At 70.4% G+C, this 25,742-nt stretch carries 20 protein-coding genes and 1 tRNA gene; 14 read left to right on the top strand and 7 right to left on the bottom strand.

What is annotated here, in order from left to right; genetic code table 11:
* Nucleotides 1-89: 89 nt before the first annotated feature.
* Together OG257_RS22895 and OG257_RS22890 are read right to left on the bottom strand one after the other, a co-directional pair.
* Entirely contained in the window at nucleotides 90-2,672 is a 2,583-nt protein-coding gene (locus OG257_RS22895; RefSeq protein ID WP_329210232.1) for an ABC transporter permease, read from the bottom strand.
* Nucleotides 2,669-3,457 carry an ABC transporter ATP-binding protein gene (locus OG257_RS22890; protein ID WP_329210230.1) on the bottom strand — a complete coding sequence of 263 codons (789 nt, stop codon included), beginning with the start codon at nucleotides 3,455-3,457 and terminating at the stop codon, nucleotides 2,669-2,671. Before OG257_RS22890 ends, OG257_RS22895 begins: the two co-directional genes overlap by 4 nt.
* Before the next feature lie 360 nt (nucleotides 3,458-3,817).
* On the opposite strand from OG257_RS22890, the gene OG257_RS22885 reads away from it, so the two are divergent.
* From OG257_RS22885 to OG257_RS22875, 3 genes are all read left to right on the top strand, one after another.
* Nucleotides 3,818-5,482: an MFS transporter gene (locus tag OG257_RS22885; RefSeq protein ID WP_443054464.1), complete on the top strand. Its 1,665-nt coding sequence runs from the start codon at nucleotides 3,818-3,820 to the stop codon at nucleotides 5,480-5,482.
* A 232-nt stretch (nucleotides 5,483-5,714) separates the two neighbouring features.
* A complete protein-coding gene (locus OG257_RS22880; protein ID WP_329210227.1) occupies nucleotides 5,715-6,185 on the top strand; it encodes a DUF485 domain-containing protein in 471 nt (156 codons plus the stop codon).
* Nucleotides 6,182-7,831, top strand: coding sequence for a sodium/solute symporter (locus tag OG257_RS22875; RefSeq protein WP_329210226.1), 1,650 nt, complete (start codon nucleotides 6,182-6,184; stop codon nucleotides 7,829-7,831). The genes OG257_RS22880 and OG257_RS22875 overlap by 4 nt, the downstream gene beginning before the upstream one ends.
* On the opposite strand, the gene OG257_RS22870 is transcribed toward OG257_RS22875, so the two are convergent.
* From OG257_RS22870 to OG257_RS22860, 3 genes are all read right to left on the bottom strand, one after another.
* The gene (locus tag OG257_RS22870) at nucleotides 7,800-8,693 is read right to left on the bottom strand and encodes a cellulose-binding protein (RefSeq protein WP_329210224.1); all 894 of its coding nucleotides are present in this window, start codon (nucleotides 8,691-8,693) and stop codon (nucleotides 7,800-7,802) included. The genes OG257_RS22875 and OG257_RS22870 overlap by 32 nt on opposite strands.
* A 200-nt stretch (nucleotides 8,694-8,893) precedes the next feature.
* Nucleotides 8,894-11,458, bottom strand: coding sequence for an SUKH-4 family immunity protein (locus tag OG257_RS22865; protein ID WP_443054569.1), 2,565 nt, complete (start codon nucleotides 11,456-11,458; stop codon nucleotides 8,894-8,896).
* A 5-nt stretch (nucleotides 11,459-11,463) separates the two neighbouring features.
* Nucleotides 11,464-12,441, bottom strand: a complete 978-nt coding sequence (locus OG257_RS22860; protein WP_329210221.1) for an SMI1/KNR4 family protein — start codon at nucleotides 12,439-12,441, stop codon at nucleotides 11,464-11,466.
* 260 nt (nucleotides 12,442-12,701) lie between these two features.
* On the opposite strand from OG257_RS22860, the gene OG257_RS22855 reads away from it, so the two are divergent.
* Nucleotides 12,702-13,226 (top strand): YwqJ-related putative deaminase, encoded by a 525-nt coding sequence (locus tag OG257_RS22855; RefSeq protein ID WP_329210220.1) that lies wholly within the window; start codon nucleotides 12,702-12,704, stop codon nucleotides 13,224-13,226.
* Nucleotides 13,227-13,236: 10 nt separating this feature from the next.
* Nucleotides 13,237-13,755: an SUKH-3 domain-containing protein gene (locus OG257_RS22850; protein ID WP_329210218.1), complete on the top strand. Its 519-nt coding sequence runs from the start codon at nucleotides 13,237-13,239 to the stop codon at nucleotides 13,753-13,755.
* Nucleotides 13,756-13,804: 49 nt separating this feature from the next.
* On the opposite strand, the gene OG257_RS22845 is transcribed toward OG257_RS22850, so the two are convergent.
* The gene (locus OG257_RS22845; protein ID WP_329210217.1) at nucleotides 13,805-15,130 is read right to left on the bottom strand and encodes a sensor histidine kinase; all 1,326 of its coding nucleotides are present in this window, start codon (nucleotides 15,128-15,130) and stop codon (nucleotides 13,805-13,807) included.
* 156 nt (nucleotides 15,131-15,286) lie between these two features.
* Here OG257_RS22845 and OG257_RS22840 point away from each other — a divergent pair, with 156 nt between their 5' ends.
* From OG257_RS22840 to OG257_RS22810, 7 genes are all read left to right on the top strand, one after another.
* On the top strand, nucleotides 15,287-16,150 hold the full coding sequence (locus tag OG257_RS22840) for a hypothetical protein (protein WP_329210215.1): 864 nt from the start codon (nucleotides 15,287-15,289) through the stop codon (nucleotides 16,148-16,150).
* Between the two features lie 15 nt (nucleotides 16,151-16,165).
* A tRNA-Gln gene (locus OG257_RS22835) sits at nucleotides 16,166-16,237 on the top strand.
* 108 nt (nucleotides 16,238-16,345) lie between these two features.
* Nucleotides 16,346-17,794, top strand: a complete 1,449-nt coding sequence (gene glmU / locus OG257_RS22830; RefSeq protein WP_329210213.1) for a bifunctional UDP-N-acetylglucosamine diphosphorylase/glucosamine-1-phosphate N-acetyltransferase GlmU — start codon at nucleotides 16,346-16,348, stop codon at nucleotides 17,792-17,794.
* A gap of 121 nt (nucleotides 17,795-17,915) precedes the next feature.
* On the top strand, nucleotides 17,916-18,896 hold the full coding sequence (locus OG257_RS22825; protein ID WP_329210211.1) for a ribose-phosphate diphosphokinase: 981 nt from the start codon (nucleotides 17,916-17,918) through the stop codon (nucleotides 18,894-18,896).
* A gap of 201 nt (nucleotides 18,897-19,097) precedes the next feature.
* Entirely contained in the window at nucleotides 19,098-19,688 is a 591-nt protein-coding gene (locus OG257_RS22820) for a 50S ribosomal protein L25/general stress protein Ctc (protein ID WP_329210209.1), read from the top strand.
* A 105-nt stretch (nucleotides 19,689-19,793) separates the two neighbouring features.
* Nucleotides 19,794-20,387, top strand: coding sequence for an aminoacyl-tRNA hydrolase (gene pth / locus OG257_RS22815; RefSeq protein ID WP_329210207.1), 594 nt, complete (start codon nucleotides 19,794-19,796; stop codon nucleotides 20,385-20,387).
* Between the two features lie 75 nt (nucleotides 20,388-20,462).
* Nucleotides 20,463-20,933 carry a hypothetical protein gene (locus tag OG257_RS22810; RefSeq protein WP_329210205.1) on the top strand — a complete coding sequence of 157 codons (471 nt, stop codon included), beginning with the start codon at nucleotides 20,463-20,465 and terminating at the stop codon, nucleotides 20,931-20,933.
* A 27-nt stretch (nucleotides 20,934-20,960) separates the two neighbouring features.
* On the opposite strand, the gene ppc is transcribed toward OG257_RS22810, so the two are convergent.
* Complete coding sequence (gene ppc, locus OG257_RS22805) at nucleotides 20,961-23,690, bottom strand: phosphoenolpyruvate carboxylase (RefSeq protein WP_329210204.1); 2,730 nt, start codon at nucleotides 23,688-23,690, stop codon at nucleotides 20,961-20,963.
* Between the two features lie 351 nt (nucleotides 23,691-24,041).
* Here ppc and OG257_RS22800 point away from each other — a divergent pair, with 351 nt between their 5' ends.
* Both OG257_RS22800 and OG257_RS22795 read left to right on the top strand, forming a co-directional pair.
* Nucleotides 24,042-25,028 carry an acyl-CoA desaturase gene (locus OG257_RS22800; protein WP_329210203.1) on the top strand — a complete coding sequence of 329 codons (987 nt, stop codon included), beginning with the start codon at nucleotides 24,042-24,044 and terminating at the stop codon, nucleotides 25,026-25,028.
* Entirely contained in the window at nucleotides 25,025-25,711 is a 687-nt protein-coding gene (locus OG257_RS22795) for a TetR/AcrR family transcriptional regulator (RefSeq protein ID WP_329210201.1), read from the top strand. Before OG257_RS22800 ends, OG257_RS22795 begins: the two co-directional genes overlap by 4 nt.
* The last annotated feature ends 31 nt before the right edge of the window (nucleotides 25,712-25,742 follow it).

The following is a 25,742-nucleotide window of genomic DNA, read 5'->3' as shown; positions in this document are numbered from 1 at the left end:
CCCGGCCACCGTCACGGGGAACGGAACCGGCCCCGGGGCGTTTGGAGGAACGCCCCGGGGCCGGATCAGTCATCCTACGACGCGCATGCTCACCCGTCGGTGGCGATCGCGTTCAGGACGTTCATCCGGCCGGCCCGGAAAGCGGGGACCAGCGCCGCGAACAGTCCGACGAAGGCCGAGGCGACGAACACCGTGAGGATCGTCGGCCACGGGATCTCCAGGACGCCGAGACCCTCCAGGGCCAGCAGCTTCTGGGCCGAGGTGCCCCAGCCCATGCCCAGGCCGAGCCCGAGCAGGGCGCCGAACAGGGCGATGACCACGGACTCCAGCCGGATCATGCGCCGCAGCTGGCGCCGGGAGAGGCCGATCGCCCGCATCAGGCCGATCTCACGGGTCCGCTCGACCACCGACAGGGCCAGGGTGTTCACCACACCGAGCACCGCGACGATGATCGCCAGGGCGAGCAGGCCGTACACGATGTTCAGCAGCTGGCCGATCTGGTCCTTCAGGTCCTGCTTGAAGTCGGCCTGGTTCTGCACCTTGTACTGCGGGTACGCGGCGAGCGCGCTCTTGAGGGCCGTGTACGCCTCCTTCTCCTTGCCGTCCTTCGCCTTGGCGAACATGATCATGTTCTCGGGCATCCGGTCGGCGGGGAGGTACTGCTCGACGGTCGTGATGTTGGTGTACATCGCGCCCTTGTCCACGTTCGTCTCGTCCGAGGTGATCGCGGCGACCTTCAGCTTCGCCGTCTCACCCGCCTTGAACGCGACCGTGATCTCGTCCCCGACCTCGATCCCGTGCCGGACGGCGTAGTCGTCGCCGACCGACATGGCGTTCTTGCCGTACGCGTCGCCGAGATCACCGGCGACCGTCGTGCGCCGCAGATCCTGCTGGTACGTCGGGTCGGCGGCGACGACGCCCTCGTCCTCCGTCTTTCCGTCGGGGGAGGTGAGCTTCGCGCTGACGGACCTGTAGTCGGTGACGTGCTCGATGCCGGGCACGTTCTTGATGGCCTGTGCCGCCTGCGGCACGACCAGCTGGCCGGTGCTCGACTGGACGATGAAGTCCGTGCCGACCGACTTGTCCAGCTCCTCGGTGGCCGAGGCGACCATGGAGGAGCCCACGACCGAGAGGCAGGCCACCAGGGCCAGGCCGATCATGAGTGCCGCGCCGGTCGCTCCCGTACGCCGCGGGTTGCGCAGCGCGTTGCGCTCCGCCAGCCGGCCGACGGGGCCGAAGAGCCGCAGTACGACGACGCTGAGCGCCCGCACCACCACGCCGGCCAGCAGCGGGCCGATCACGATGAAGCCGATGAGGGTGAGGACCACGCCCAGGCCGAGGAAGAGCGAGCCCTCGCTCGCCTTGTCCGCCTGCGTCGTCGCCCACAGGGCCGCCGCGCCCACACCGGTGAGGACCAGGCCGATGGCGGCCCGGATCCAGCCGGACTTCGCGTCCGCCGGGGTACCGGCGTCGCGCAGGGCCGCCATCGGGGAGACCTTGCCGGCCCGGCGGGCCGGGATGTAGGCGGCGAGGACGGTCACGATGACGCCGAGCGCGAGCCCGATGACCGGAGTCGTCCAGGCGATGGTGAGGTCCTTGGTCGACAGCTCCATGCCCATGGCGCTCATGAGCTTCATCAGCCCGACGGCCAGGCCGACCCCGGCGCCCACACCGAGGACCGAGCCGACGATGCCCAGGAGTACCGCCTCGACCAGCACGGACCGGTTGACCTGCTTGCGGCTGGAGCCGATGGCCCGCATCAGGCCGATCTCGCGGGTGCGCTGGGCGACCAGCATCGAGAAGGTGTTGACGATCAGGAAGATGCCGACGAGGAAGGCGATCCCTGCGAAGCCGAGCATCGCGTACTTCATGACGTCCAGGAAGGAGCCCATGGAGTCCTTGTTGGCCGCGGCGGCCTCGTCCTGGGTCTGCAGCTTGTACGTACCCGGGTCGCCCAGGGCCGCGGCGACGTTCTTCTTCAGCTGCTTGTCGTCGACGCCGGGTTCGGCCTGGACGGAGATGTGGGTGAAGACGCCGGGCTTGCCGAGCAGCTTCTGCTGGGCGGTGGCCGTGTCGAAGTAGACAACGGCCGCACCCGGGTTGGTCACGGTGAAGGCGGTGATGCCGCTGATCCTCGCCTTGATGTCACCGGTGACGGCGACGGTCCGCAGCTCGTCACCGATCTTCAGGTGGTGCTTCTCGGCGGTGTCGGCGTCGACCATGACCTCGGTCGGGCCGCGCGGCGCGTGGCCGGAGGTGATCTCCATGGAACGCAGGTCGTTGCGCGTCCAGTTGCCGGCGATCGTCGGGGCGCCGGTCTCGGAGCCCATGTTCTTGTTGTGGCTGTCGACGACCGTGACGGACATGCTCATGACTCCGCCCTCGGCCCCCTTCACGCCGTCGGCCTTCTCGACCTCTGCGAGGACGGAGGCGGGCAGCGCTTCGGGCCGGCCGTTCTCCGGCAGCTCGTCCGCGCCCTCGGCGGTCTTCGGGCTGACGGTGACATCGGCCGACGACGCCGCGAACAGCTTGTCGAAGGTGGTGTTCATCGTGTCGGTGAAGACGAGCGTGCCGCACACGAACGCCACCGACAGCAGGACCGCGACGGCGGAGAGCGCCATCCGTCCCTTGTGCGCGAAGAAGTTGCGCATCGAGGTCTTCCAGACGGTCATGAGGTCCGCCCGCGCGCGTCGAAGTCCTTCATCCGGTCCAGGACCTGATCGGCCGTCGGGTTCTGCATCTCGTCGACGATGGAACCGTCCGCGAGGTACAGCACCCGGTCCGCGTAGGACGCGGCCACCGGGTCGTGCGTGACCATGACGATGGTCTGGCCCAGCTCGTCCACCGACCTGCGCAGGAACGACAGCACCTCGGCGCCGGCCCGCGAGTCCAGGTTCCCGGTGGGCTCGTCACCGAAGATGATGTCGGGGCGGGCGGCCAGGGCACGGGCCACGGCCACACGCTGCTGCTGACCGCCGGAGAGCTGCGTCGGCCGGTGCTTCAGCCGGTCGGCGAGACCGACGGTCTCGACGACCTGCTGCAGCCATGCCGCGTCGGGCTTGCGGCCCGCGATGTCCATCGGCAGCGTGATGTTCTCGATCGCGTTGAGCGTCGGAAGCAGGTTGAACGCCTGGAAGATGAAGCCGATCCGGTCCCGGCGCAGCTGGGTGAGCTTCTTGTCCTTGAGCTTGGTGATCTCGATGTCGGCGAGGTGGATCTCGCCCGAGGTCACGGTGTCCAGACCGGCCAGGCAGTGCATCAGGGTCGACTTGCCGGAGCCGGACGGACCCATGATCGCCGTGAACTGCCCGCGTGCGATGTCCACATCGACATGGTCGAGCGCGACGACCCGGGTCTCCCCCGCGCCGTACGCCTTGACGACCTGCCGCGCTCGCGCAGCGACGGCCGTACGCCCTCCAGTGCCCCCGTGCCTGGGAATGGTTACAGCCGTTGTCACGGTTTTTCTCCTATGTCGGTCGATGCCCGGACGTCTCTGTGTACGTTCAAAGTCTCGTGTGCGGAGGGGGTCCCGCGCGCTGGTGCCCAGCGCAGTCTTCAGGTGGGGTTTTCCCCACCCCGCCCTCTGCGGTCAGCCGCACTCGCGGCGTAAGAACACCGTAAGGAACGGGGCAGTCGTGGCACGTCCTCCGCCGGGAGGAACGACCCCTGGCCAGAAGTACGGAGCTCCCCCTAGGGGTCTGCGACCCCGGGGGGAGACCTGGGTAGGGGATCTCATCCCTCGGCCGCATGCTGCCGACCGGCCTCCTGCGGTGAGACAGTGTCCCCAGAATTTAGATGCATAGGGAAAGGAAACCCTGTGGGCGGCACGGGCAGCGCGGGCGGGACGGACAGCGGTTCCGCGGCAGCATCCGGACCTACCGGAGGGGGAGCCGGAACGGGAACGGGCCCCGGGGCAGGGCCGGGTACGGGGCCCGGGGCCGGGTACGGAGGCACCGCCACGACCGCCTCCGACCGCGGCAGGCGCCCCGTGGTCGCCGCACTCATGCTCGGCATGGCGCTCGCCGCCATCGACGGCACCATCGTCGCCACAGCCGTCCCGCAGATCGTCGGCGACCTCGGCGGCTTCGCCGTGTTCTCCTGGCTCTTCTCCGGCTACCTGCTCGCCGTGACCGTCACCCTCCCGGTGTACGGGAAGCTCTCCGACACCTTCGGCCGCAAGCCCGTCCTCATCGCGGGCATCATCCTCTTCCTGGCCGGCTCCGTACTCTGCGCCGCGGCCTGGAACATGGCCGCCCTGATCGCCTTCCGGGTCGTCCAGGGCCTCGGCGGCGGCGCCCTCCAGGGCACGGTGCAGACCATCGCGGCCGACCTCTACCCGCTCAAGGAACGCCCGAAGATCCAGGCGAGGCTGTCCACGGTCTGGGCCACATCGGCCGTCGCGGGCCCGGCGATCGGCGGGCTGCTCGCCGCGTACGCCGACTGGCGCTGGATCTTCCTCATCAATCTGCCGGTCGGCGCGATCGCCCTGTGGCTGGTGGTCCGCCACCTCCACGAACCGGCCCGCCCGCGCCCCGCCACCCGCCCCCGTATCGACTGGGCGGGCGCCCTCGCGGTCTTCGCCACCGGTGCGCTCCTGCTGACCGCGCTCGTCCAGGGCGGGGTCGCCTGGCCGTGGCTCTCCGCCCCCTCGCTCGGGCTCCTGGGTGCGAGCGCGGCCATGGCCGTGCTGACCGTCCTCATCGAGCGGCGCGCCGCGGAACCCGTCATCCCCGGCTGGGTCTGGCGGCGCCGCACCATCGCCTCGGTCAATCTGGCCCTGGGCGCGATGGGCCTGCTGATGGTCGCGCCGACCGTGTTCCTGCCCACGTACGCCCAGTCGGTCCTCGGACTCGGCCCGATCGCCGCCGGGTTCGTCCTCTCCGTCATGACGCTGAGCTGGCCCGTGGCCGCCGCGTTCTCCGACCGCGTCTACAACCGCATCGGCTTCCGCCGCACCGCGATCACCGGGATGACGGGCGCCCTGCTGATCCTGCTCGCCTTCCCCCTGCTGCCCTTCCCCGGCGCTCCGTGGCAGCCCGCCCTGATCATGCTGCTGCTCGGCGCCGCACTGGGCCTCTTCCAACTGCCCCTCATCGTCGGGGTCCAGTCGACGGTCGGCTGGTCCGAGCGCGGCACGACGACCGCGTCCGTCCTGTTCTGCCGCCAGGTCGGCCAGAGCCTGGGCGCCGCGCTCTTCGGCGCCGTCGCCAACGGAGTGCTCGCCTCCCGGCTGGCCGCCGCCCCCGTTCCCGGACTGCCCGGCGACCTGGACGCGGTCTCGCACGCACTGGAGAATCCGGCGGCCCTCTCCGCCGCCGCGACGGACTACCTGCGCCGGGCCGTCGACACAGCCGTCGACTACGTGTTCGTCGGCGCCGCGGGGGCCGCCGCACTCGCCCTGCTGGTGCTCGTCGTCGTCGCCCCACGGCGTTTTCCGGTCCTCGAGGAGCGCGAAAGCCCCTCCCCGGAGTTCAAGGACTAGACAACTGGAAGGTTACCGAAGGTAGTTCGGACGTAACCCTCCCCAGCAGCGATACCCACGAGTAACGTTCGCGCTCCCTGAGCGCACCCGCGCTCCTGCCTTGCAGTCCGTCCCCGGACCCGAGCCATGCAAGGAGCAGCACCCGATGTCGTACGACAACCCGCACCAACCCCCCTACCCACCGCGGCGGCAACCCCCGCTCCCGCCGCAACCCGCCTTCCCGCCACCCCGCATGCGCCCTCCCCGGCCACCGCGACAGCGCCCCCAGCCACCCCCGTACCCGGGCGAGTACCTCCTGCCCTGGCAGAGCTCGTCACCGCAGCCACCACCGCGCTGGCCGGCCCCCGCAACCACCCCCGTCCCCGCACCCGGCCACCACGGCGACCTGCGCAGACTGCGCACCGCCTACCGGGTGCTGCGCCGCGTCGCGACACTGACCGCGCTCGGCTACTTCACGCTGTTCCTGCTCCTGTCCGGATACGCACCCGGCCTGATGACCGACCCCGTGGGCGACGGCGGCCTCACGACGGGCCTCCTCCTCGGCCTGTGCCAGCTCCCCGTCACCCTCGTGGCCATCGCCGTGTACGAGTGGACCGCCCGGCGCACCGTCGACCCGCTCTGCGCCGGACTGCGCAACCGGGGCGCCCACCACGACAGGGGCGACGGACCGACCGAACGCCGCCGGACCGGAGCAGGCCGATGAACGGATTCGACGAGTCCGCCCAGACCATGTCCCTCACGGCGTTCATCGCCGTCGCCAGCGTCACCCTGCTGCTCTGCGTCATGACCGGCCCGGACCGCGACGACCTCGACGAGTTCTACACCGGCTACCGCTCGCTCTCCCCGCTGCGCAACGGCCTCGCCATCGCCGGCGACTACTTCTCCGCCGCCACCGTGCTCGGCACCACCGGCGTCATCGCCCTCACCGGCCACGACGGCCTCGTCCTCGCCCTCAGCACCGTGCTCTCGCTCGTCCTGCTGATGTTCCTGCTCGCCGAACCCCTGCGCAACGCGGGCCGGTTCACCATGGGCGACATGCTCACCCGCCGGGCCCCCGGCCGGGCCGCACGCATCGCCTCCTGCACGGTCACCCTCGCCGCCCTGGTACCGCTCATGGTCGTCCAGCTCGCCGGCAGCGGCAATCTGCTCTCCTTCATCCTCGGCTTCGACAGCTCCGGATTCCGCACCGGCTCCATCATCACCCTGGGCGTCGTGATGATCAGCTACGCGGCGATCGGCGGAATGAAGGGCACCGCCCTCATCCAGATCATCAAGACCGTGGTGCTCCTCGGCGCGGGACTCCTCGTCTCCGTCCTCGTCATGAACCGCTTCGACTGGGACACCGGCGCCCTCCTGGCCGCCGCCGAACGCGGCAGCGGCGCGGGCGCCGCCTACCTGCACTCCGGACTGCAGTTCGGCGGCAGCGACCTGGACATGATCAGCTCCGAACTGACCGTCGTCCTCGGCGCCGCCTGCCTGCCCCACATCACCATGCGGATGTCGAGCGTCCGCAGCGCACAGGCCGTCCGCCGCTCCCTGTCCTGGGCGGTCTGCGTCGTCGTCGGACTCTGCCTCCTGCTCGCGGTCATCGGCTTCGGCGCCGCGGCACTCGTCGGACACGACCGCATCACCGCCGCCGGCGCCCAGGGCAACAGCGCGATCCTCCAGGTCGCCGGAGCCGTCGCAGGCGGCGGCGCGATCGGGGCACTCGTCGTCACCACCATGACCACGGCCATCTTCCTGACCCTGCTCGCCTCCGTCGCCGGAATGATCCTGGCCTGCGCCAACTCCCTCGCCCACGACCTGTTCGCCCACGGACTGCACGGCATACGCGACCGGGGCAAGGAACCCGTCGCGGGCCGCACCGAGATGGGCACCGCGCAGGCGGCCGCCGTCGGCGTCGGAGCACTCGCCGTCGTCCTCGCCGTACTCGCCCGGCACTGGAACGTCCAGGCGCTCGTCACGCTCTCGTTCTGCATCGGCGCGTCGGCGATCGCCCCCGCACTCGTCTACAGCATGTTCTGGCGGCGCTTCACCCGCACCGGACTGCTCTGCACGCTCCTGGGCGGCACCGCCTGCGTCCTCGTCCTCATCACCGGCACCAACCTCGTCTCCGGATCACCCGGTTCGGTGTTCCCCGGACGCGACATCAACTGGTTCCCGTTCACCACGACCGGGCTCGTCTCCATCCCGTTCGGATTCCTCGCCGGCTGGCTGGGAACCGTGCTCGGCCGGGGCACCGACAACGAACAGCGCCGCCAGTACGAGGCCGTCGAACCCTGGATCCTGGCCGGCGCCCCACCCGCGAGCCGCCCGGTCAGTTCTCCGCAGGAGCCGTACGCCCGGTGAGCGCCGCCAGCGAATTGCGTACGTGCGCCATGTGCGCCCGCACCTCCTCGCAGCCCTCCTCGTGCTCACGCAGAACCCGCTCCGTCTCCCGGACCACACGCTCCCGGACCGCCCCGGCCGCGGACAACAACTCCGCGGCCCGGGCATCGGCGTCCTCCTGGCCGTGCCGGACAGCCTCCTCCGTCTCCGAGAGCCCCCGACGCGCCTCCGCGAGCAGCGCCTCGCCCCGCGCGGTCAGCTCCGCCTCGTACGCCACCGCGGCAGCCTCGGCCGCGGCGATCCCGTCCTCGGCCGCCTTACCCCGCTCGGCATGCTCCTGCTCCTGATGGGCCAGCACACCCGCGGTACGGCGACGCGTCTCCTCCATCGCCGCCTCCGCGACCGCACGCACCTCACCGGCCTCCTTGCGCGCATCCTCCGCAAGACCCCCGGCCGTCCCCCGCGCCCCGGCCAGCACCTCCTGCGCACCGGCCTCGGCAGCCGCCCGCACAGCCGCCGCATCCTCACGCGCCGCCTCACGGAGCGCCCGGCCCGCCGCATCCGCCGCGTCCCGCAGCACCTGCGCCTCCTCGGCCGCCCCACCCAGCGCCGCCTCCGCCTCGGCCTCGGCGAGCGCCAGGATCCGCTGGGCCCGCTCCCCCAGCGACACATACGTCTGCGGCGCGAGCCCAGCCACCGCCTCACCGAGCCGCGCCGACTCCACCGTCAGCTCCTGCGCCAGAACCGTCAGCCGGGCGAGCCGCTCCCGGGCCCCGTCCCGCTCCGCCGACAGGGCGGCCACGGTGCGGTCCACCTGCTCCGGCCGGTAACCACGTCCCCGAACACCGACAAAACCGTGCGCGGACACCGGTCCACCACTCATCCCTGAAGCCTCTTTCCCGCTCTCCGACTCCCCGACCACCAAGCAATACGTCAAGGATGCGGTAATTGGTGCCAGAAGTCGGAATCGATCAGCTGCATTCAGGACGGAAGCGACGGGCATCACAGACCCCGACACAACCGGACACAAAAGGCGCCCGGCCCCCTGCCGGGGTCCGGGCGCCTCACACAGCACACGTCAGGTCAGAGCAGTCCGTCCCACATCTGCTCCAGCAGAACCGACCACCAGCTCTCCGGCGACGCGAGCGCCGCCGGGTCCAGAGCCACCAACTGCGCCTGGAAATCAACCGTCCAACGGCCGGCCTGCTCCGGATTCAACCCGAACCGCAGCCGCCACATCCGGCCCAGCAACGCCATGGACCGCACGAACTCCGGCAGCCCCGTGTTCACGAACTGCGGCGGCACCGGCTGCCCACCCGGACCCGGCTCGACCGGCACGGCCACGATGTTCGCCGTGCCGTACTGCACACAGATCGCCCGGCCGAAGTCCGACCCCATCACCAGGTACGAACCCGCGTCCGACGCCGGCTGCACCTGACGCTGCGCGGCCAGCTCGGCCAGCGTCGGCACCACCGGCTGCCCCGGCTGCGCCCAGAAGAACGGCCCGAAATCAGCGGGCAGACCCGCCCACACGAGCGTCCGCCCCACCACCTCGGGCACACCCTGACGGGACACCGCACGCTGATCGAAGCGGAGCACACCCTGCGGACCGAACGCCTGCAGCAACTCCTCCGCGAGCGCCTCGGGCGGCACGGCGCCGGCCGGCGGCATCTGCGGCAGCGGAGCCCGCACCGGAGCCGGCCGCGCCGGACCGTCGGCGACCTGGTGCAACTCACCCTGGTGCGTCAGCAGATGCTGCATGCCCTGCTGCCGGCTCGCATGGTCCGTCCCGTACGGGGCAACGCTCGTGATCCGCACCTGCGGCCAGGTCTCCCGGATCATCCGCGCGCAGTAACCACCGGGCAGCTCACACGACTCCAGCTCCGTGTGCAGCTCGATGACCTGCTGCGGCGGCACGTTCATCGCCCGCAGCTCGTGCAGCATCTGCCACTCCGGGTGCGGAGTACCGGGCGCCGAACGGCGGATCAGCTGCTGCTCACTGCCGTCGGGCGCACGGAAGCGCAGCACGGCCTGGTAGCCCGGGCCGACCGTCGGCTGGCCGGGCAGCTGCTGCGGATAGCCGTACGCCGGAGGCGGCGGAGTGTGCGGACCCGGCATCCCGGGCGGACCCGGAGGACCGGGCGGCTGCGGCGCACCCGGGCCGACCTGGCCCGGGCCCGCCATCATGGTCGCGGCGTGATGGACACCGCCGCCCGGAGGCGGCGTGGAGCCGAACGGGGCGGGCGGCTGCGGCGCACCGGGCGCGCCGGGGGGCTGCGGCGCGCCCGGGCCGCCGATGCTCGAGTCGGCGAACATCGTCGCGGCATGATGCACCCCGCCACCCGGAGGCGGCGTCGCACCAGGAGGACCAGGAGGACCGGGAGGACCAGGAGGCCCCGGAGGAGCAGGCTGCTGCGGAGCACCCTGGGCGCCCGGAGCACCGGGCGGGCCCGGGGGCCGCGGAGCGTTCGGGCCGCCGATGCTCGAATCGGCGAACATCGTCGCGGCATGATGCACCCCGCCACCCGGAGGCGGCGTCGCACCGGGAGGACCGGGAGGCCCGGGAGGACCAGGCTGCTGCGGAGCACCCGGAGCACCGGGCGGGCCGAGCTGCGACACGAGCTGCGTCGGTACGTAGCCACCGGCCGGCGCACCGGGCGCACCCGGCCCCGACGGCGGCGGAGTCGCACCGGGCCGCGCACCCGGAACACCGGGTGCGCCGGGCGGCGGCGGAGTCGTCGAACCGGTCCCACGCGCACCGCGCGACACCACGGCCTTGCTGGTCGCCGCGTCCGCGATGTCACCCGCACTGCTCCCCGGAGCCGGGGTCCGGTCCGGAGCCGCAGGAGTCCCGACGGCCCCGGCCGAAGGCCCGCCCGGAGCACCGGGCTGCGGGTTCAGCCCGGGAACGATAGAGGTCCTGGGCAACTGGCTGCCCCCCGACATCAACGCCGTGGGCGCCTCCGCCGACACGACCGGCGGCGGCGTCCCGTCGTCGTCCGACCCGGAGAGCGGCGGCGAGAACACCGTCGCGGGCAACGGCACCGCACCGTCGTCCGAGTCCGCGTTCGTGTCCGTACCCGCCCACGGCGTAGCGCCCGCGGGCACCCCGTCGGACGCGGTCGGCTCGTAGTCGCGCTGCCCGCCCGCAGCAGGCCACCCGGCCCCACCCGAATCGGCCGGACCGGACGGAGCCGGCGTCGGGATGGGAAGCGGAGCGGGAACCGGATCCGGTACGGACGGCGCCTCCGGGGCAGCCTCCGCACGCCGGTCCGGAATCCCCAGCTTGTCCGCCGCCTCCTGGAGCCACTCCGGCGGGCTCAACAGGAACGACGTCTGATTCAGGTCGATACGCGCCGGCGGCTCCGGAGAAACAGGCGCCGCGTCGGACACCCCGTACTCCTCCTCGTACCGCCGTATCACCTCACCCACGGGCAGCCCCGGCCACAACGTGGCCTCACCGCTGTCACGGGCGATCACCAGCCGCTGACGGCCCCCGTCCGAAACAGGGCCCTCCGCACGGTCCTCGGCCCACACCACGAAACCCAGCTCGAACTCACGGACCCGCACCTCACGGTGCTGATACGCGGGCACGTCACCGTTGACCCACTCGTCCGCCCGCTCCTGTGCCTGCGCGAAGGTCACCACCGCGCTCACCCCTCCACCGGGACGGCCTGCGCGAAGCCACCGTCCACCATCAGATTCGCCACGGTCTCCAGCTCCGGCGGATTACCCGCCAGACGCTGGAGGAAGGCGTCGAAGTCCGCACCGCAGGGAAGCAGCAGCCGGTCCACGCGCTCCTGCACGCTCCAGCCGTCCTGGTCCCTGGCATCGTCGTACGCGCAGAACCACACCGATCCCACATCGCCGCCCCGCACCTTCACAGCGATGATGCCGCCCTGGACGAAACCGACGCCCAGATAGTCCTTCGTGAAGTGGTCCCGCAGGCACTTGTTGACGTACACCAGGTCGTTCATGGCCGCCTCCTCACGCACCGTGAAGAACGGCTGGTCGACCAGCAGCCCGAGCTCCGCGTCGAGCGCCGCACCCACCGGAGCCGCACCGCCCGCCGCCTTCAGGAACGAGCGGTACGCACCCGGAAGCCGGTAACCGAGATCCTCCTCGACGCCCAGGACCTGCTGCTCGCTCACCGCGACCGCGCCCTTCGGCAACCGGAAGTGGGCCGGCCGGGTCTCCTGCAACGGCCGCGTACCCCGCCGGTTCTGGTCCACCTCGGTCGTCGCCAGACCGCCGTGATGACGCAGCAGCGCCTTCACCTCGACCGGAACGAGCTCCATCCGCCGGCCACCCGCCACGTGATGCCACGTCCAGCCGTGCGGGGTCGCCACGGCCGGGATCGTGTCCCACAGCTCATGACCGCTCGCCGCCATGGCCGCGTTCGCCGACACGTAATCCGTGAGCCTCAACTCGTCGATACCGAACCCCGGCGGGGGATCAGCGATCTCCGCGGCGGCACGCGCGTACGGCGAAAGCTCCGGACGGCCGTCCTCGTCCACGCGCACACCTCTGGGGTGGCGGGACGCCCGGACCGGATCCGGGAAGTGCACGACCTGCCCGGCATAGGCCGCGTTCGGTGGCGCGGCTTGCTGCCCGAGCCGACCTGTCGTCATGGCGGTTGCCCCCTGCTGCGTCTGGTGTTCAGCACAGCCTATGCGGTGGCGCAACAAGGGGACCCGCCCCTCCGATTCACTCACCGAACGTCACTGCCGCGTGACGGACGTGCGACGGTCGGGCCACCGATCCGCGACACGCAGACACGTTTCACCGCCCCAGCTTCCCCAGCGCCCCGCACATTTGGCAGGCTGTCCCCGCAACGCGGGGGCGTGCACGGCTGCAGCTGCCGCTGCGGGCACGGGAGGGACACCAGCACATGCACACTGCACAGACAGTCACATCAGGAGATCCGAGACTCAGCTGGAGCGCCACCGGAGCCAGCACCGCACCCCAACTCCAGCACCGCCGCGACGGCATCCTGCCGGCCGTGGCCGCAGCCCTGTCCGTACGCGGAGAGACACTCACCTGCACGGCCGGCAAAGGGGACCAGCCGCCCGTGCTCCACCCACTCGTGCAGGACTTCCTCGACACCCTCACCAGCGGCCAGCGCGAGCGCTTCACCGGACGCTGCCCCGAAGCCATACTGCTCTCCCGGCAACTCACCGCCGCCGACACCGGCCGCTCCAAGCGCGCCCAGCGCAAACCCCTGACCAACGGCGAAGCCCGCCGCGTACTCAAACACGCCCGCCTCACCGCCCGCCGCATCCGCGAGGACGGCGACCCGCTGCACGGCAGCTACGCACCGCCCTGCCGCTCCTGTACGGAGATGCTCGCCCACTTCGGCGTACGCCCCGTCGACCTCACCGCATCCGGTGCAGCGACCACCGCCGAGAAGGGCTGACCGCAACAAGATGCACGACCGAACCGAAGTCCCCGCCCAACAGGACCGCAGCGCCACCACCCGCTTCCCCGCCGCCGTCGACGCCGCACTGCGCGAGGCCGGGTGGCAGCCCGGACGCTGGGACATCCGGCAGGCCGAGGAATGGGCCGACGCCCTGCGCTCCCACGCCTCGCCCGCCGGACACCAGCACGCCGTCTTCCCGGCCGCGGTCGAGGCATGGGCCGAGTTCGGCGGACTGCGCATCACCGCCTCCGCACCCGGCCGGCAGATCGCACCCGCCGCCGTACGCATCGACCCCCTGAGCGGACTGCACCTGGCACGGACACTCAGCGACCTGGGACGCGCACTGGGCACGGAGGTCGCCCCGCTCGGCGAGGAGGGCGACGGACAGGCGGTACTCGCGATCGACAACGAGGGACGCGTCTACTCCATCGACCACACCGGGGACTGGTACCTCGGACCCGACATCGACGGAGCCCTCGCGACACTCGTCAGCGGAGTACAGCCGGAGCGGCTCACCTCGGGCTGAACAGCCCGGCCCGCTCCGGCGCCGCCCTCAGGCCGTCCTCACGCCGTCCTCACGCCGCAGACGGCCCCGACGCGTCCGGCAGAACCGCGGAGACCCGGAAGCCACCCGCATCCGTCGGACCCGAGACGAAGACACCGCCCAGACCCAGCACCCGCTCCCGCATCCCGATCAGACCGTTGCCACCGCTCGGCAGACCCGCATCCGCCGTCGCACCGTCCGTCGGACCGTTCTCCACCTGCATCGCGACCTCCGCACCACGATGCGCCAGCCGCACCCAGGTCTTCGCACCCGCCGCGTGCTTGTGCACGTTCGTCAGGGCCTCCTGCACCACCCGGTACGCCGTCTGCTCGACCTCGGGGGCGTACGGGCGCAGCTCACCGTCCACCGAAAGCTCCACCGTCATACCGGCCTCACGGGACTGCGCGATGAGCACCTCCACCTCCCGCAGCCGCGGCCCGTCCTCCACGGCCGCAGCGGCGGCCGCAGCCGCCGCCCGCCGCACCGACGCGAGCGGCACCCGCCCCTCCGGAGGGGCGATCAGCGCGTCCCCGGTACGCAGGACCCCGAGCATCTCCCGGAGCTCCGTCAGCGCCTGCCGCCCCATGTCGCCCACCAGCGCCGCGTTGCGCACCGCCTTCGCCGGATCCTTCGGAGCGACCGCCTGGAGCGCCGCCGCGTGCACCACCATCAGGCTGACCCGGTGCGCGACCACGTCGTGCATCTCACGGGCGATCCTGGTCCGCTCCTCGGTACGCGCCCACTCGGCCCGCTCCTCGGCCCGGTCCGCCAGCAGCGACAGCTCCCGCTCCAGCGAGTCGGCCCGCTCCCTCAGACTCTCCATGAGCCGCCGCCTGGCCCCGATGTAGAGGCCGAACAGCACGGCCGGCGCCGTCATCCCCAACGACATGAAGAGCGACAGCAACGGCACGTACCAGACGCCCGGCCCGAAGTCGGCGTGGTCGTTGACGCTCTGCCGCAGCCGTACATAGGTGACGATGAACGTGCCGACGAGCGTCATCCCCGTGAGGACGACGGTGATCCTGCGCGGTACGTCGGAGGCGGCCAGCGTGTACAGGCCGACCAGCCCCATCAGGAAGCCCATCTCGGCGGGCGTCGTCGCGATCGACACCAGCACCACGGCGATCGGCCAGCGCCGACGCACCACCAGCACGGACCCGGCCAGCAGTCCGAACAACACCCCGATCGGCACCGGCATCCCGGTGTCCCCGGCGAACGCCACCCCCTCCAGCGCACACTCCAGCGCCGAGACCAGCGCCAGTCCTACGTCCAGGGCGACACTGCGCCGCCGTTCCCACCACCAGTAGCTGCGGGTGGTCGAGCCCGCCGCTCCCAGGTCTGCCCCCGTTGCGGTCATGGCATCCAGACTACGGGCGGACGCATCCCATTTTCGGGCGACTCCGTCAGCACACGAAGTCACCGGCCGGGCGGCGAATGGTGCGCAGATCCCACGATCCGGTGAACCGCTCATCGTTCCGGGCCGAACGTCCGCATTCCGGACGATCGTTTTCGTATGACACATGCCAGAGGCACGTACGAGAACTTCGAAGAGCTCCGGGAGCAGGCGGTGGCGCTCCGGCGCGAGGGGCTGAGCCGCCGCCAGATCCGCGACCGGCTGCTCGTCCACAACAACGACATCCTGAACCGCCTCCTGGAGGGCGAGCCGGCCCCCGAGTGGACGAAGCGCCCGAACGCCAAGGACGACCTGCGCGCGAAGGCCCGGGAGCTGCGGCTGCAGGGCATGACGTACGACGCGATCCAGGTGGAGCTGGGGTGCTCCAAGGGCTCGATCTCGCTGTGGGTGCGGGACCTGCCCAAGCCCGTCCGGAGTCGCACAGCCATCGAACAGGCGCGGCTCGCAGGGCGGATGCGCTGGGACCACGAACTGGCTGTGCGGGACGCCGAGCGGCAGCGCACGAAAATGACGGCCAAGGAGGAGATCGGCGCTCTGGCCGATCGGGATCTCTTCCTTGTCGGTGTTGCCCTCTATTGGGCCGAGGGTACGAAGGACAAGCCTTACGACCGTCGAGAAAATGTCACCTTCATCAACAGCGACCCGGGAATGATTCAGGCATACCAGGCATGGCTGACTCTGCTCGGAATCACACCGGACCGACTGTCCTACCGACTCGCCATTCACGAGTCCGCAGACGTCGAGACCGCCAAGCTCTACTGGGCCGAGCTGGTCGGAGTCGATGTTGCCGTCTTCCAGAAGACGACGCTGAAGAAGCACAACCCGAAGACCGTCCGGAAGAACGTGGGCGAGGACTACCGAGGGTGCCTGGTGATCCGTGTTGCGCAAGGTGCTGAGTTGTATCGTCGAATCGAGGGCTGGTGGCACGGAATCGTGGAACAGGCCCAACTCCACCTCAGGTAGGGTCTGACGCAGTGATCCGCCGTGGGGTAGCGGCATCCCGCAGGCCTTTGGAGCCTTGAGACGCTGGTTCGAATCCAGCCGGCGGAGCCCACGCACCGGGCCCCGACCTCACCGGTCGGGGCCCGCGCTCGTTTCGTGCGGAAACACCCCCGGTATCCTGCGGGTGTCCACCACCCGAAGCCGAAGGGCACATCCGTGAGCGCCAACAGCCCGGCAGCCGTCGTCGTCCTCGCAGCGGGTGAGGGCACCCGCATGAAGTCGAAGACACCCAAGGTCCTGCACGAGATCTCCGGGCGCTCGCTCGTCGGACATGTCGTCGCCGCCTCCCGTGAGCTCGACCCCCAGCACCTCGTCGTGGTCGTCGGCCATGCGAGCGAGCAGGTCACCGCACACCTCACCGCCGGGGACACCCCCGTGCGCACCGCCTACCAGGCCGAGCAGAACGGCACCGGGCACGCCGTGCGGATGGCGCTCGAGGAGCTCGGCGGCACCGTCGACGGCACCGTGATCGTCGTCTGCGGCGACACCCCGCTGCTGTCCGGCGAGACGCTCTCCGCGCTCGCCGGGACGCATGCCGCCGACTCCAACGCCGTCACCGTGCTGACCGCCGAGGTCCCGGACTCCACCGGCTACGGCCGGATCGTCCGCGACGCGGCCACCGGCGCGGTCATCGAGATCGTCGAGCACAAGGACGCCACCGAGGACCAGCGGGCGATCCGGGAGATCAACTCCGGCGTCTTCGCGTTCGACGGGCGGCTGCTCAGCGACGCGCTCGGCAAGGTCCGCACCGACAACAGCCAGGGCGAGGAGTACCTCACCGACGTCCTGTCGATCCTCCGCGCGGCCGGTCACCGGGTGGGCGCCTCGGTCACGGGTGACCACCGGGAGATCCTCGGCATCAACAACCGTCTCCAGCTGGCCGAGGCCCGGCGGCTGCTCAACGAGCGGCTCCTGGAGCGCGCCATGCTGGCGGGCGTGACGGTCGTGGAGCCGGCCTCGACCCTGATCGACGCGACGGTCACGTACGAGCGTGACGCGGTCGTCCACCCGGGAACCCAGCTGCTGGGTACGACCCACCTCGCGGAGGACGCCGAGGTCGGCCCGAACTCCCGGCTGACGGACACCGTCGTGCACGCGGGCGCCCGCGTGGACAACTCGGTCGCGACCGGGGCCGAGGTGGGCCCCGGGGCGACGGTCGGCCCGTTCGCGTATCTGCGGCCGGGTACCAGGATGGGTACGAAGTCCAAGGCCGGTGCGTACGTGGAGATGAAGAACACCACGATCGGCGAGGGCACCAAGGTGCCGCACCTGAGCTACGTCGGTGACGCGACGATCGGCGACTACACCAACATCGGTGCGGCGAGCGTCTTCGTGAACTACGACGGTGTGGCCAAGCACCACACGACGATCGGGTCGCACTGCCGGACCGGGTCCGACAATATGTTTGTGGCGCCTGTCACGGTCGGGGACGGCGTCTACACCGCGGCCGGTTCGGTCATCACCAAGGACGTGCCGGCCGGTTCGCTGGCCGTCGCACGGGGCCAGCAGCGGAATATCGAGGGCTGGGTGGCCCGCAAGCGTCCCGGCAGTGCCGCGGCGCAGGCCGCTCAGGCCGCCGCCCAGGAGGCCGACAGCGAAAGCTGACCGGAAACAGGTGCGCCTGACTCGGCGTACCGTGATAGATGCTCACCCATTTCGGCTGGCTCGTTGCACATCGGGACACACATGCGTGCAGCGCCAGGAACACGTCTGAGGAGACTGTGCTGTGACCGGGATCAAGACGACCGGCGAGAAGAAACTGATGTTCTTCTCCGGCCGCGCCCACCCCGAGCTGGCCGAGGAGGTTGCGCACCAGTTGGGTGTCGGCCTCGTGCCGACGAAGGCCTTCGATTTCGCCAACGGTGAGATCTACGTACGTTTCCAGGAGTCCGCCCGCGGCGCCGACTGCTTCCTGATCCAGAGCCACACGGCTCCGATCAACAAGTGGATCATGGAGCAGCTCATCATGCTGGACGCGCTGAAGCGCGCTTCGGCCCGTTCGATCACGGTGATCGTGCCGTTCTACGGCTACGCCCGCCAGGACAAGAAGCACCGTGGCCGCGAGCCGATCTCGGCCCGCCTGGTCGCGGACCTGATGAAGACGGCGGGTGCGGACCGCATCCTCACCGTCGATCTGCACACGGACCAGATCCAGGGCTTCTTCGACGGCCCGGTCGACCACCTGTTCGCCCTGCCGATCCTCGCGGACTACGTGGGTGCCAAGGTCGACCGTTCGAAGCTGACGATCGTCTCCCCGGACGCCGGCCGTGTGCGCGTCGCCGACCGCTGGTGCGACCGTCTGGACGCCCCGCTGGCGATCGTGCACAAGCGCCGCGACAAGGACGTACCGAACCAGGTCAGCGTCCACGAGGTCGTGGGCAACGTCGAGGGCCGGGTCTGTGTCCTGGTCGACGACATGATCGACACGGGTGGCACCATCTGCGCGGCCGCGGACGCCCTGTTCGCGCACGGCGCGGAGGACGTCATAGTGACGGCGACGCACGGTGTGCTCTCGGGCCCCGCCGCGGACCGTCTGAAGAACTCCAAGGTCAGTGAGTTCGTCTTCACGGACTCCCTGCCGACCCCGGGTGAGCTGGAGATCGACAAGATCACGGTTCTCTCGATCGCTCCGACCATCGCGCGTGCGGTGCGCGAGGTCTTCGAGGACGGTTCGGTCACGAGCCTCTTCGAGGAGCAGGGCGACTGACGCCTTCGGACCACCTGCGGGTGATCCACTTTGGGATGCGGCCTCCCCGCCGGGTAGACTCACGGAGTTGCTCGGCGAGGGAGGCCGTTCTCATGAGTTCTCATGGGAGCCGCCGGTCCGTTATCGACGCGCTCTTCGTAGCAGGCCTGTCGTGGGCCGGGTGACCATCCGACTTTTTCGTCACCTTACGAGGAGTGCATCATGGCCGAGATCAAGCTCGCCGCCGAGGCCCGTACCGAGTTCGGCAAGGGCGCTGCCCGCCGTACCCGTCGTGCCAACCTGGTCCCCGCGGTCGTCTACGGCCACGGTGCGGACCCGGTCCACATCACGCTGCCGGGCCACGAGCTGCAGCTCGCGCTCCGCACCGCGAACGTCCTGATCGGTCTCGAGATCGACGGCAAGAACGCCCTGGTCATCCCGAAGGCTGTCCAGCGCAACGCCATCAAGGGCAACATCGAGCACGTCGACCTCCTCACCGTGAAGCGCGGCGAGAAGGTCGAGGTCGAGATCGCGGTGCACGTCGAGGGCGAGCTGGCCCCGGGCGGCAACCTTCTCGAGTACGTGCAGAACACCCTGCTCGTCGAGGCCGAGGCCACGCACATCCCCGAGTCGGTCACGGTCTCCATCGCGGGCCTCGACGCCGGTGACTCGATCCTCGCCAAGGACATCCCGCTGCCCAAGGGCTCCGTGCTGGCCGGTGACGAGGACGCCGTCGTGCTCCAGATCGTCGCCGCGCAGGCCGAGGAGCCGGCTGCGGAGACCGCCGCCACCGAGGCGACCACCGAGGCCTGAGCCTCACCGCACCTGCTTGACTGACGGGGTGGCGGTTCCCTTCCGGGGATCCGCCGCCCCGTTTCCCTGTATCCCACTCGTCCGTACGCGAGGAGACCCAGCGCGATGTCCGACGCCACCGACCCCTGGCTGATCGTGGGCCTCGGCAACCCCGGCCCCGAGTACGCGGCGAACCGGCACAATGTCGGGTTCATGGTCGCCGACCTGCTGGCCGAGCGCGTCGGCGGGAAGTTCAAGCGTGCGCAGAAGGCCCAGGCGCAGGTTCTGGAGGGCCGGATCGGCCCGCCCGGTCCTGCGAGCCGTCGTGTGGTCCTGGCGAAGCCGATGTCGTACATGAACCTCTCGGGGGGTCCTGTGACGGCGCTGCGTGACTTCTACAAGGTGCCCACGGACCATGTCGTGGCGATTCATGACGAGCTGGACATCGATTTCGGGATGCTGCGGCTGAAGCTGGGCGGCGGTGACAACGGGCACAACGGGCTGAAGTCGATGACGAAGTCGATGGGTGCGGAGTATCACCGGGTGCGGTTCGGGATCGGGCGGCCGCCGGGGCGGATGCAGGTCGCCGACTTCGTGCTGAAGGATTTCTCGTCCACGGAGCGCAAGGAGATGGGCTATCTCGTGGACCGGGCTGCGGACTCGGTGGAGTCGTTGCTGGCGGACGGGCTGGAGCGGGCGCAGTCCACGTACAACTCCTGACATTCCCCCTGGTTCCAGGGGCATTTTCGGCCACAGGTTGACCGAGGGCATCGCTCTGCCCAAGGATCGGCCCCCATGAAGCGGAGTTCCTCCCACCGGCTGCTGGCCCACGGCCGCATGTTCGCCGCGGGCTGCCTTGTCCTGCTGGTGCTCGTCGCGGGCGCGTGGACGTCGTGGAACACCGCGCACCACATCGTCCTGGCCAAGGGCCGTGAACACGGCACGATGTCGGTCACGGGCTGTGGCGAGGACGTGTGTACGGGGTCGTTCGCACCGGACGCGGAGTCCGGGAAGCGTCCTGGCGTGACGATCGAGAGGTCTGTCGCGGTGAAGAAGGGGGACCGTTTCCCCGTCGTGGTGAAGCCCGGCACCGGTGACGTCGTGCGTACCGGAACGCCGGGCTTTCTGCATGCGTGGGTGCCGCTGGGCGGTGCGCTGGTGCTGGCCGCCCTGGTGATCGGCGGCGGTATGCGGCTGACCCGGACCGCGTGGGGCACCGGGATCGCGGGTGCGGCCCTGCTGGTGGCGACGTTCATCGCCCTCTAGGCAGGGCCGCACCCGCTCACCGGGGACTCAGCCGGTGTTGCGCAGGCCGGCGGCGACACCGTTCACGGTGAGCAGCAGGGCCCGGGCGAGCAGCGGGTCGGCTTCCTCGCCGCGCTCGGCCGCCTGGCGCTGGCGGGCGAGGAGCGATACCTGGAGGTAGGAGATCGGGTCCAGGTAGGCGTCGCGGATGGAGAAGGTCTGCTGGAGCGCCGGGCTGGTGCCGAGCAGTTCCTTGCTGCCGGTGACCTTGAGGACTTCCTGGACGGTGAGATCGTGCTCGGCCCGGATGTCGTCGAAGATGTGCTTGAGCTCGTCGGGCACGAGGGTGTCGACGTAGTGCTGGGCGATGCGCAGGTCGGTCTTGGCGAGGGTCATCTCGACGTTGGAGATGAAGTTCTGGAAGAAGTGCCACTGTTCGTGCATTTCTTCCAGCACGGTGCCGAGGCCGGCCTCGCGCAGTGCCTTGAGGCCTGAGCCGACGCCGAACCAGCCGGGGACGATCTGGCGTGACTGGGTCCAGCCGAAGACCCACGGGATGGCGCGCAGGCCGTCGAGCGAGACGCCCGAGCCGGGGCGGCGGGAGGGCCGCGAGCCCAGGTGCAGGTCGGCGAGCTGGTCCACCGGGGTGGAGGCGAGGAAGTACGTCGGCAGGTCGGGGTCCTCGACCAGCTTGCGGTAGGCCGCGTGGGCGGCGTCCGAGACGGTGTCCATGGCCGCGTCCCAGCGGGCGAGTGCCTCGTCGGACTGGCGGGGCGCGGTGTGCAGCGCGGAGGCCTGGAGGGTGGCCGCGACGGTCAGTTCGAGGTTCTCCCGGGCGAGTGCCGGGATGAGGTACTTGTCGGAGATGACCTCGCCCTGTTCGGTGACCTTGATCTCGCCCTCCAGGGTGCCCCAGGGCTGCGCGAGGATCGCGTCGTGCGAGGGGCCGCCGCCGCGGCCGACGGTGCCGCCGCGGCCGTGGAAGAGGCGCAGGCGCACGCCGTAGCGGTGGGCGACGTCGCGGAGGCGGCGCTGGGCGCGGTGGATCTCCCACTGGGAGGTGGTGATGCCGCCGAACTTGGAGGAGTCGGAGTAGCCGAGCATGACCTCCTGCACGTCGCCGCGGAGGGAGACGAGGAGGCGGTAGGAGGGGTCGGCGAGCATCTCGTCGAGGATGACGTCGGCGGCGCGCAGTTCGTCGGTGGTCTCCAGGAGCGGGACGATGCCGATCTTGGCCCAGCCGCCGTGCAGGTCGAGGAGTCCGGCCTCGCGGGCGAGGACGGCGGCGGCGAAGACGTCGTCGGCGCCCTGGCACATCGAGATGATGTAGGACTCGATGACTTCGGGGCCGAAGCGCTCGAAGGCTTCCTTGATGGTGTGGAAGACGCCGAGGGTCTTCTCGCCGGCGGCGTCGAGCGGGGCCGGGGTCGGGGCGAGCGGGCGGCGGGAGCGGAGTTCCTTGGCGAGGAGCTTCTGCCGGTAGTCGCGGGGCATGTCGGCGTAGCGCCAGGACTCCTCGCCGAGCCGGTCGAAGAGCTGGCCGAGCGCGTGGTGGTGGGCGTCGGCGTGTTCGCGTACGTCCATGGTGGCGAGCTGCAGGCCGAACGCGGAGAGCGTGCGGATGGTGCGGTCCATGCGGCCGTCGGCGACGATGCCGCCCTTGTGCTTGCGCAGCGAGGTCTGGATGAGGGCCAGGTCGGCGATGAGCTCGGCGGTGCCGAGGTAGTCGCAGCCGGGTCGGTGCGGGGTGCCGGAGGCGAGGCGCTCCCGGGTGTTGACGAGCTTCTGCCGGATGCAGGTGGCCTTGAGCCGGTAGGGCTCCTCGGCGTTCAGCCGCTTGTAGCGGGGGCTGATCTCGGGCAGGCGCTCCAGGTCGGTCTGGAGGGAGGTGAGGAGCTCGTCGGTGGCTCCGGTGTAGCGGATGGAGTTGGAGAGGAGTCCGCGCAGCTGGTCGACGAGTTCGAGGGCGTCGGTGATGCCGTGCTCGTGCTGGAGGATCAGCACCTCCCAGGTGACGGCGGGCGTCACGTTGGGGTTGCCGTCGCGGTCGCCGCCGATCCAGGTGCCGAAGGTGAGGGGGCGGGTGCCTGCGGGCAGTTCGACGCCGACGCGCTCCAGCTCGGCGGCCAGGTCCTCCAGGACGTCGCCCACGGCGTTGGCGTGGAGCTCGTCGAGGTAGTAGATGGCGTTGCGGGCCTCGTCGGCGGGTTCCGGGCGGACGACGCGCAGTTCGTCGGTCTGCCAGATGAGGTCGATGTTCTCGGCGAGCCTGATGTCCTGGCGGCGCCGGTCGGCCTCGATGACCGGGGTCTCCAGGAGTGCGGCGATGCGGCGGAGCTTGTTGAGTACGGAGCGGCGTGCGGCTTCCGTGGGGTGCGCGGTGAAGACCGGTCGTACGTTGAGGTTCTTGACGGTCTCGCGCAGGTGTTCGGGGTCCGCGTCCTTGAGCCGGTCGGCGGTGCGGGCGAGGAGCCCGCCCTCGGCGGCCCGGCGGTCGCGCATCTCGTGGGCGCGGTGGACCTGCTCGGTGACGTTGGCGAGGTGGAAGTACGTGGAGAAGGCGCGCACGAGCTGCGCGGCGGTCTCCAGGTCCGTGTCGCCGAGGAGCTGGGCCGCCGCTTCGCCGTCGGTGCGGGTGAGGGCGCGGACGCGCTCGACGAGGTCGAGGAGGTCCTGGCCCTCCTGGCGTACGAGGGTCTCGCCCAGCAGGTCACCGAGGCGGCGGATGTCGGCCCGGAGTTCGGGGCTGGCGGCAGGGGTCTGGTCGGCACTGCTCACAGTGTGCGGCTCCTTGCAGTGGTTGAGCACTTCTGTCACAGGGGGTCCGGGGCTGTCGCGGTGTTCACGTCACCCCCGGGAAAGCAGAGTGCGGACCGCGCTGTCCGACCCACCCAGGATAGGTGTCCGGGGGATGGGCGTGCTCGTTGCCCTGGGAGGCGATCCGGATCCGGGGTATGCGAAGGGTGTGGGCCCCGTCCCTCCGGGGTTGTCCACCCGGCAGCTCCGAGGGACGGGGCGGTGCCGCTCTCGTGTTGCGGGCCTCTTCACTGCCATACTTACGTAGCCGTAGGTTACGGATGCGTAGCCCGGTCATTCCGCCATATTTACTCACCTCACAGGGGACTCCCCATGCCCACCAGCCCCGATGTGATCAACGACGGCCTGCCGCCGGCGGCCGGAGGTTCCGCACTCCCGCCCGCGACGCTCGGCGGCGACAAGAAGCGTTCGGTCGAGCAGATCGCCCTGCTGCTGTTCATCGTGGTGCCGTTCGCGGCTCTGGTCGCCGCCGTGCCGCTGGCCTGGGGCCGCGGGGTCAGCTGGCTCGATCTGGGTCTGCTGATCGGGATGTACTACCTCGGCTGCCACGGCGTCACGATCGGCTTCCACCGCTATTTCACCCATGGATCGTTCAAGGCGAAGCGTCCGCTCCGTATCGCCCTGGCCGTCGCGGGTTCGATGGCGGTGGAGGGTCCGGTGGTGCGCTGGGTCGCCGACCACCGCAAGCACCACCGCTTCTCCGACGCCGAGGGCGACCCGCACTCGCCGTGGCGGTTCGGTGAGACCCTTCCGGCTCTCATGAAGGGCCTGTGGTGGGCCCACATCGGCTGGATGTTCAACGAGGAGCAGACGCCGCAGCAGAAGTACGCCCCCGACCTGGTCAGGGACCCTGCGATCCGTGCCGTCTCGCGTCACTTCCTCACCTTCACGATCATCTCGCTGGCGATCCCGCCGGTGGTCGGCGGTCTGGTCACGATGTCGTGGTGGGGTGCGTTCACCGGGTTCTTCTGGGGTTCGCTGGTCCGCGTCGCGCTGCTGCACCATGTGACCTGGTCGATCAACTCGATCTGCCACGCGGTGGGCAAGCGGCCCTTCAAGTCCCGTGACAGGTCCGGGAACGTGTGGTGGCTGGCGGTGCTGTCGTGCGGCGAGTCGTGGCACAACCTGCACCATGCGGACCCGACGAGCGCACGGCACGGGGTGATGAGGGGCCAGATCGATTCGAGCGCCCGGCTGATCCGCTGGTTCGAGAAGCTGGGCTGGGCGTACGACGTGCGGTGGCCCGATGCTTCACGTATCGACTCCCGGCGCAAGACCGTGGCCGCCGACCCGGCATGATTGACGACGTGGCGACCGACGGAAGCACCAGCGGCGAGAAGAGCAGGCCTGCCCCCACCCGCCGGACCCGGCGGGTCCGGATGACCGGCAAGGAGCGCCGCGAACAGCTTCTGGACATCGGGCGCACCCTTTTCGCCGACAAGGGCTTCGAGGGCACTTCCGTCGAGGAGATCGCGGCGCGTGCCGGGGTCTCCAAGCCGGTGGTCTACGAGCACTTCGGCGGCAAGGAGGGCCTGTACGCCGTCGTGGTGGACCGCGAGATGCGCCAGCTGCTGGATCTGGTCACCGGCGCCCTCACGGCGGGTCACCCGCGTGAGCTGCTGGAGCAGGCGGCGTTCGCGCTGCTCGACTACATCGAGACGTATACGGACGGCTTCCGGATCCTCGTCCGCGACTCCCCGGTCGCGCAGTCCACGGGCACGTTCGCGTCGCTGATCAGTGATATCGCCACGCAGGTCGAGGACATCCTGGGCCTGGAGTTCAAGGCCCGGGGCTTCGACCCGAAGCTGGCCCCGCTGTACGCGCAGGCGCTGGTCGGCATGGTGGCGCTGACCGGCCAGTGGTGGCTGGACGTCCGCAAGCCGAAGAAGGCGGAGGTCGCGGCCCACCTGGTGAATCTGGCCTGGCACGGGCTGGAGAACCTGGAGTCGAAGCCGCGGCTGATCGGCCACCGCAAGAGCTGATCGGCCCGCCGTCGAGTGATCACCCGTTGTG

This window comes from Streptomyces sp. NBC_00683 (genome assembly GCF_036226745.1).
Taxonomy (GTDB): Bacteria; Actinomycetota; Actinomycetes; order Streptomycetales; family Streptomycetaceae; genus Streptomyces.
The sequence above is the reverse complement of the archived record's forward strand: the minus strand, read 5'-3'. Positions and strand labels throughout refer to the sequence as shown.

What these genes read in the sequence shown, in the direction of transcription:
- OG257_RS22850 (WP_329210218.1), top strand. Translation starts at nt 13,237, where the DNA reads ATGCACGACCGAACCGAAGTCCCCGCCCAACAGGACCGCAGCGCCACC.
- OG257_RS22845 (WP_329210217.1), bottom strand. Translation starts at nt 15,130, where the DNA reads ATGACCGCAACGGGGGCAGACCTGGGAGCGGCGGGCTCGACCACCCGC.
- OG257_RS22795 (WP_329210201.1), top strand. Translation starts at nt 25,025, where the DNA reads ATGATTGACGACGTGGCGACCGACGGAAGCACCAGCGGCGAGAAGAGC.
- pth (WP_329210207.1), top strand. Translation starts at nt 19,794, where the DNA reads ATGTCCGACGCCACCGACCCCTGGCTGATCGTGGGCCTCGGCAACCCC.
- OG257_RS22810 (WP_329210205.1), top strand. Translation starts at nt 20,463, where the DNA reads ATGAAGCGGAGTTCCTCCCACCGGCTGCTGGCCCACGGCCGCATGTTC.
- OG257_RS22820 (WP_329210209.1), top strand. Translation starts at nt 19,098, where the DNA reads ATGGCCGAGATCAAGCTCGCCGCCGAGGCCCGTACCGAGTTCGGCAAG.
- OG257_RS22840 (WP_329210215.1), top strand. Translation starts at nt 15,287, where the DNA reads ATGACACATGCCAGAGGCACGTACGAGAACTTCGAAGAGCTCCGGGAG.
- OG257_RS22800 (WP_329210203.1), top strand. Translation starts at nt 24,042, where the DNA reads ATGCCCACCAGCCCCGATGTGATCAACGACGGCCTGCCGCCGGCGGCC.
- OG257_RS22880 (WP_329210227.1), top strand. Translation starts at nt 5,715, where the DNA reads ATGCGCCCTCCCCGGCCACCGCGACAGCGCCCCCAGCCACCCCCGTAC.
- OG257_RS22855 (WP_329210220.1), top strand. Translation starts at nt 12,702, where the DNA reads ATGCACACTGCACAGACAGTCACATCAGGAGATCCGAGACTCAGCTGG.
- OG257_RS22875 (WP_329210226.1), top strand. Translation starts at nt 6,182, where the DNA reads ATGAACGGATTCGACGAGTCCGCCCAGACCATGTCCCTCACGGCGTTC.
- OG257_RS22860 (WP_329210221.1), bottom strand. Translation starts at nt 12,441, where the DNA reads ATGACGACAGGTCGGCTCGGGCAGCAAGCCGCGCCACCGAACGCGGCC.
- OG257_RS22870 (WP_329210224.1), bottom strand. Translation starts at nt 8,693, where the DNA reads ATGAGTGGTGGACCGGTGTCCGCGCACGGTTTTGTCGGTGTTCGGGGA.
- OG257_RS22895 (WP_329210232.1), bottom strand. Translation starts at nt 2,672, where the DNA reads ATGACCGTCTGGAAGACCTCGATGCGCAACTTCTTCGCGCACAAGGGA.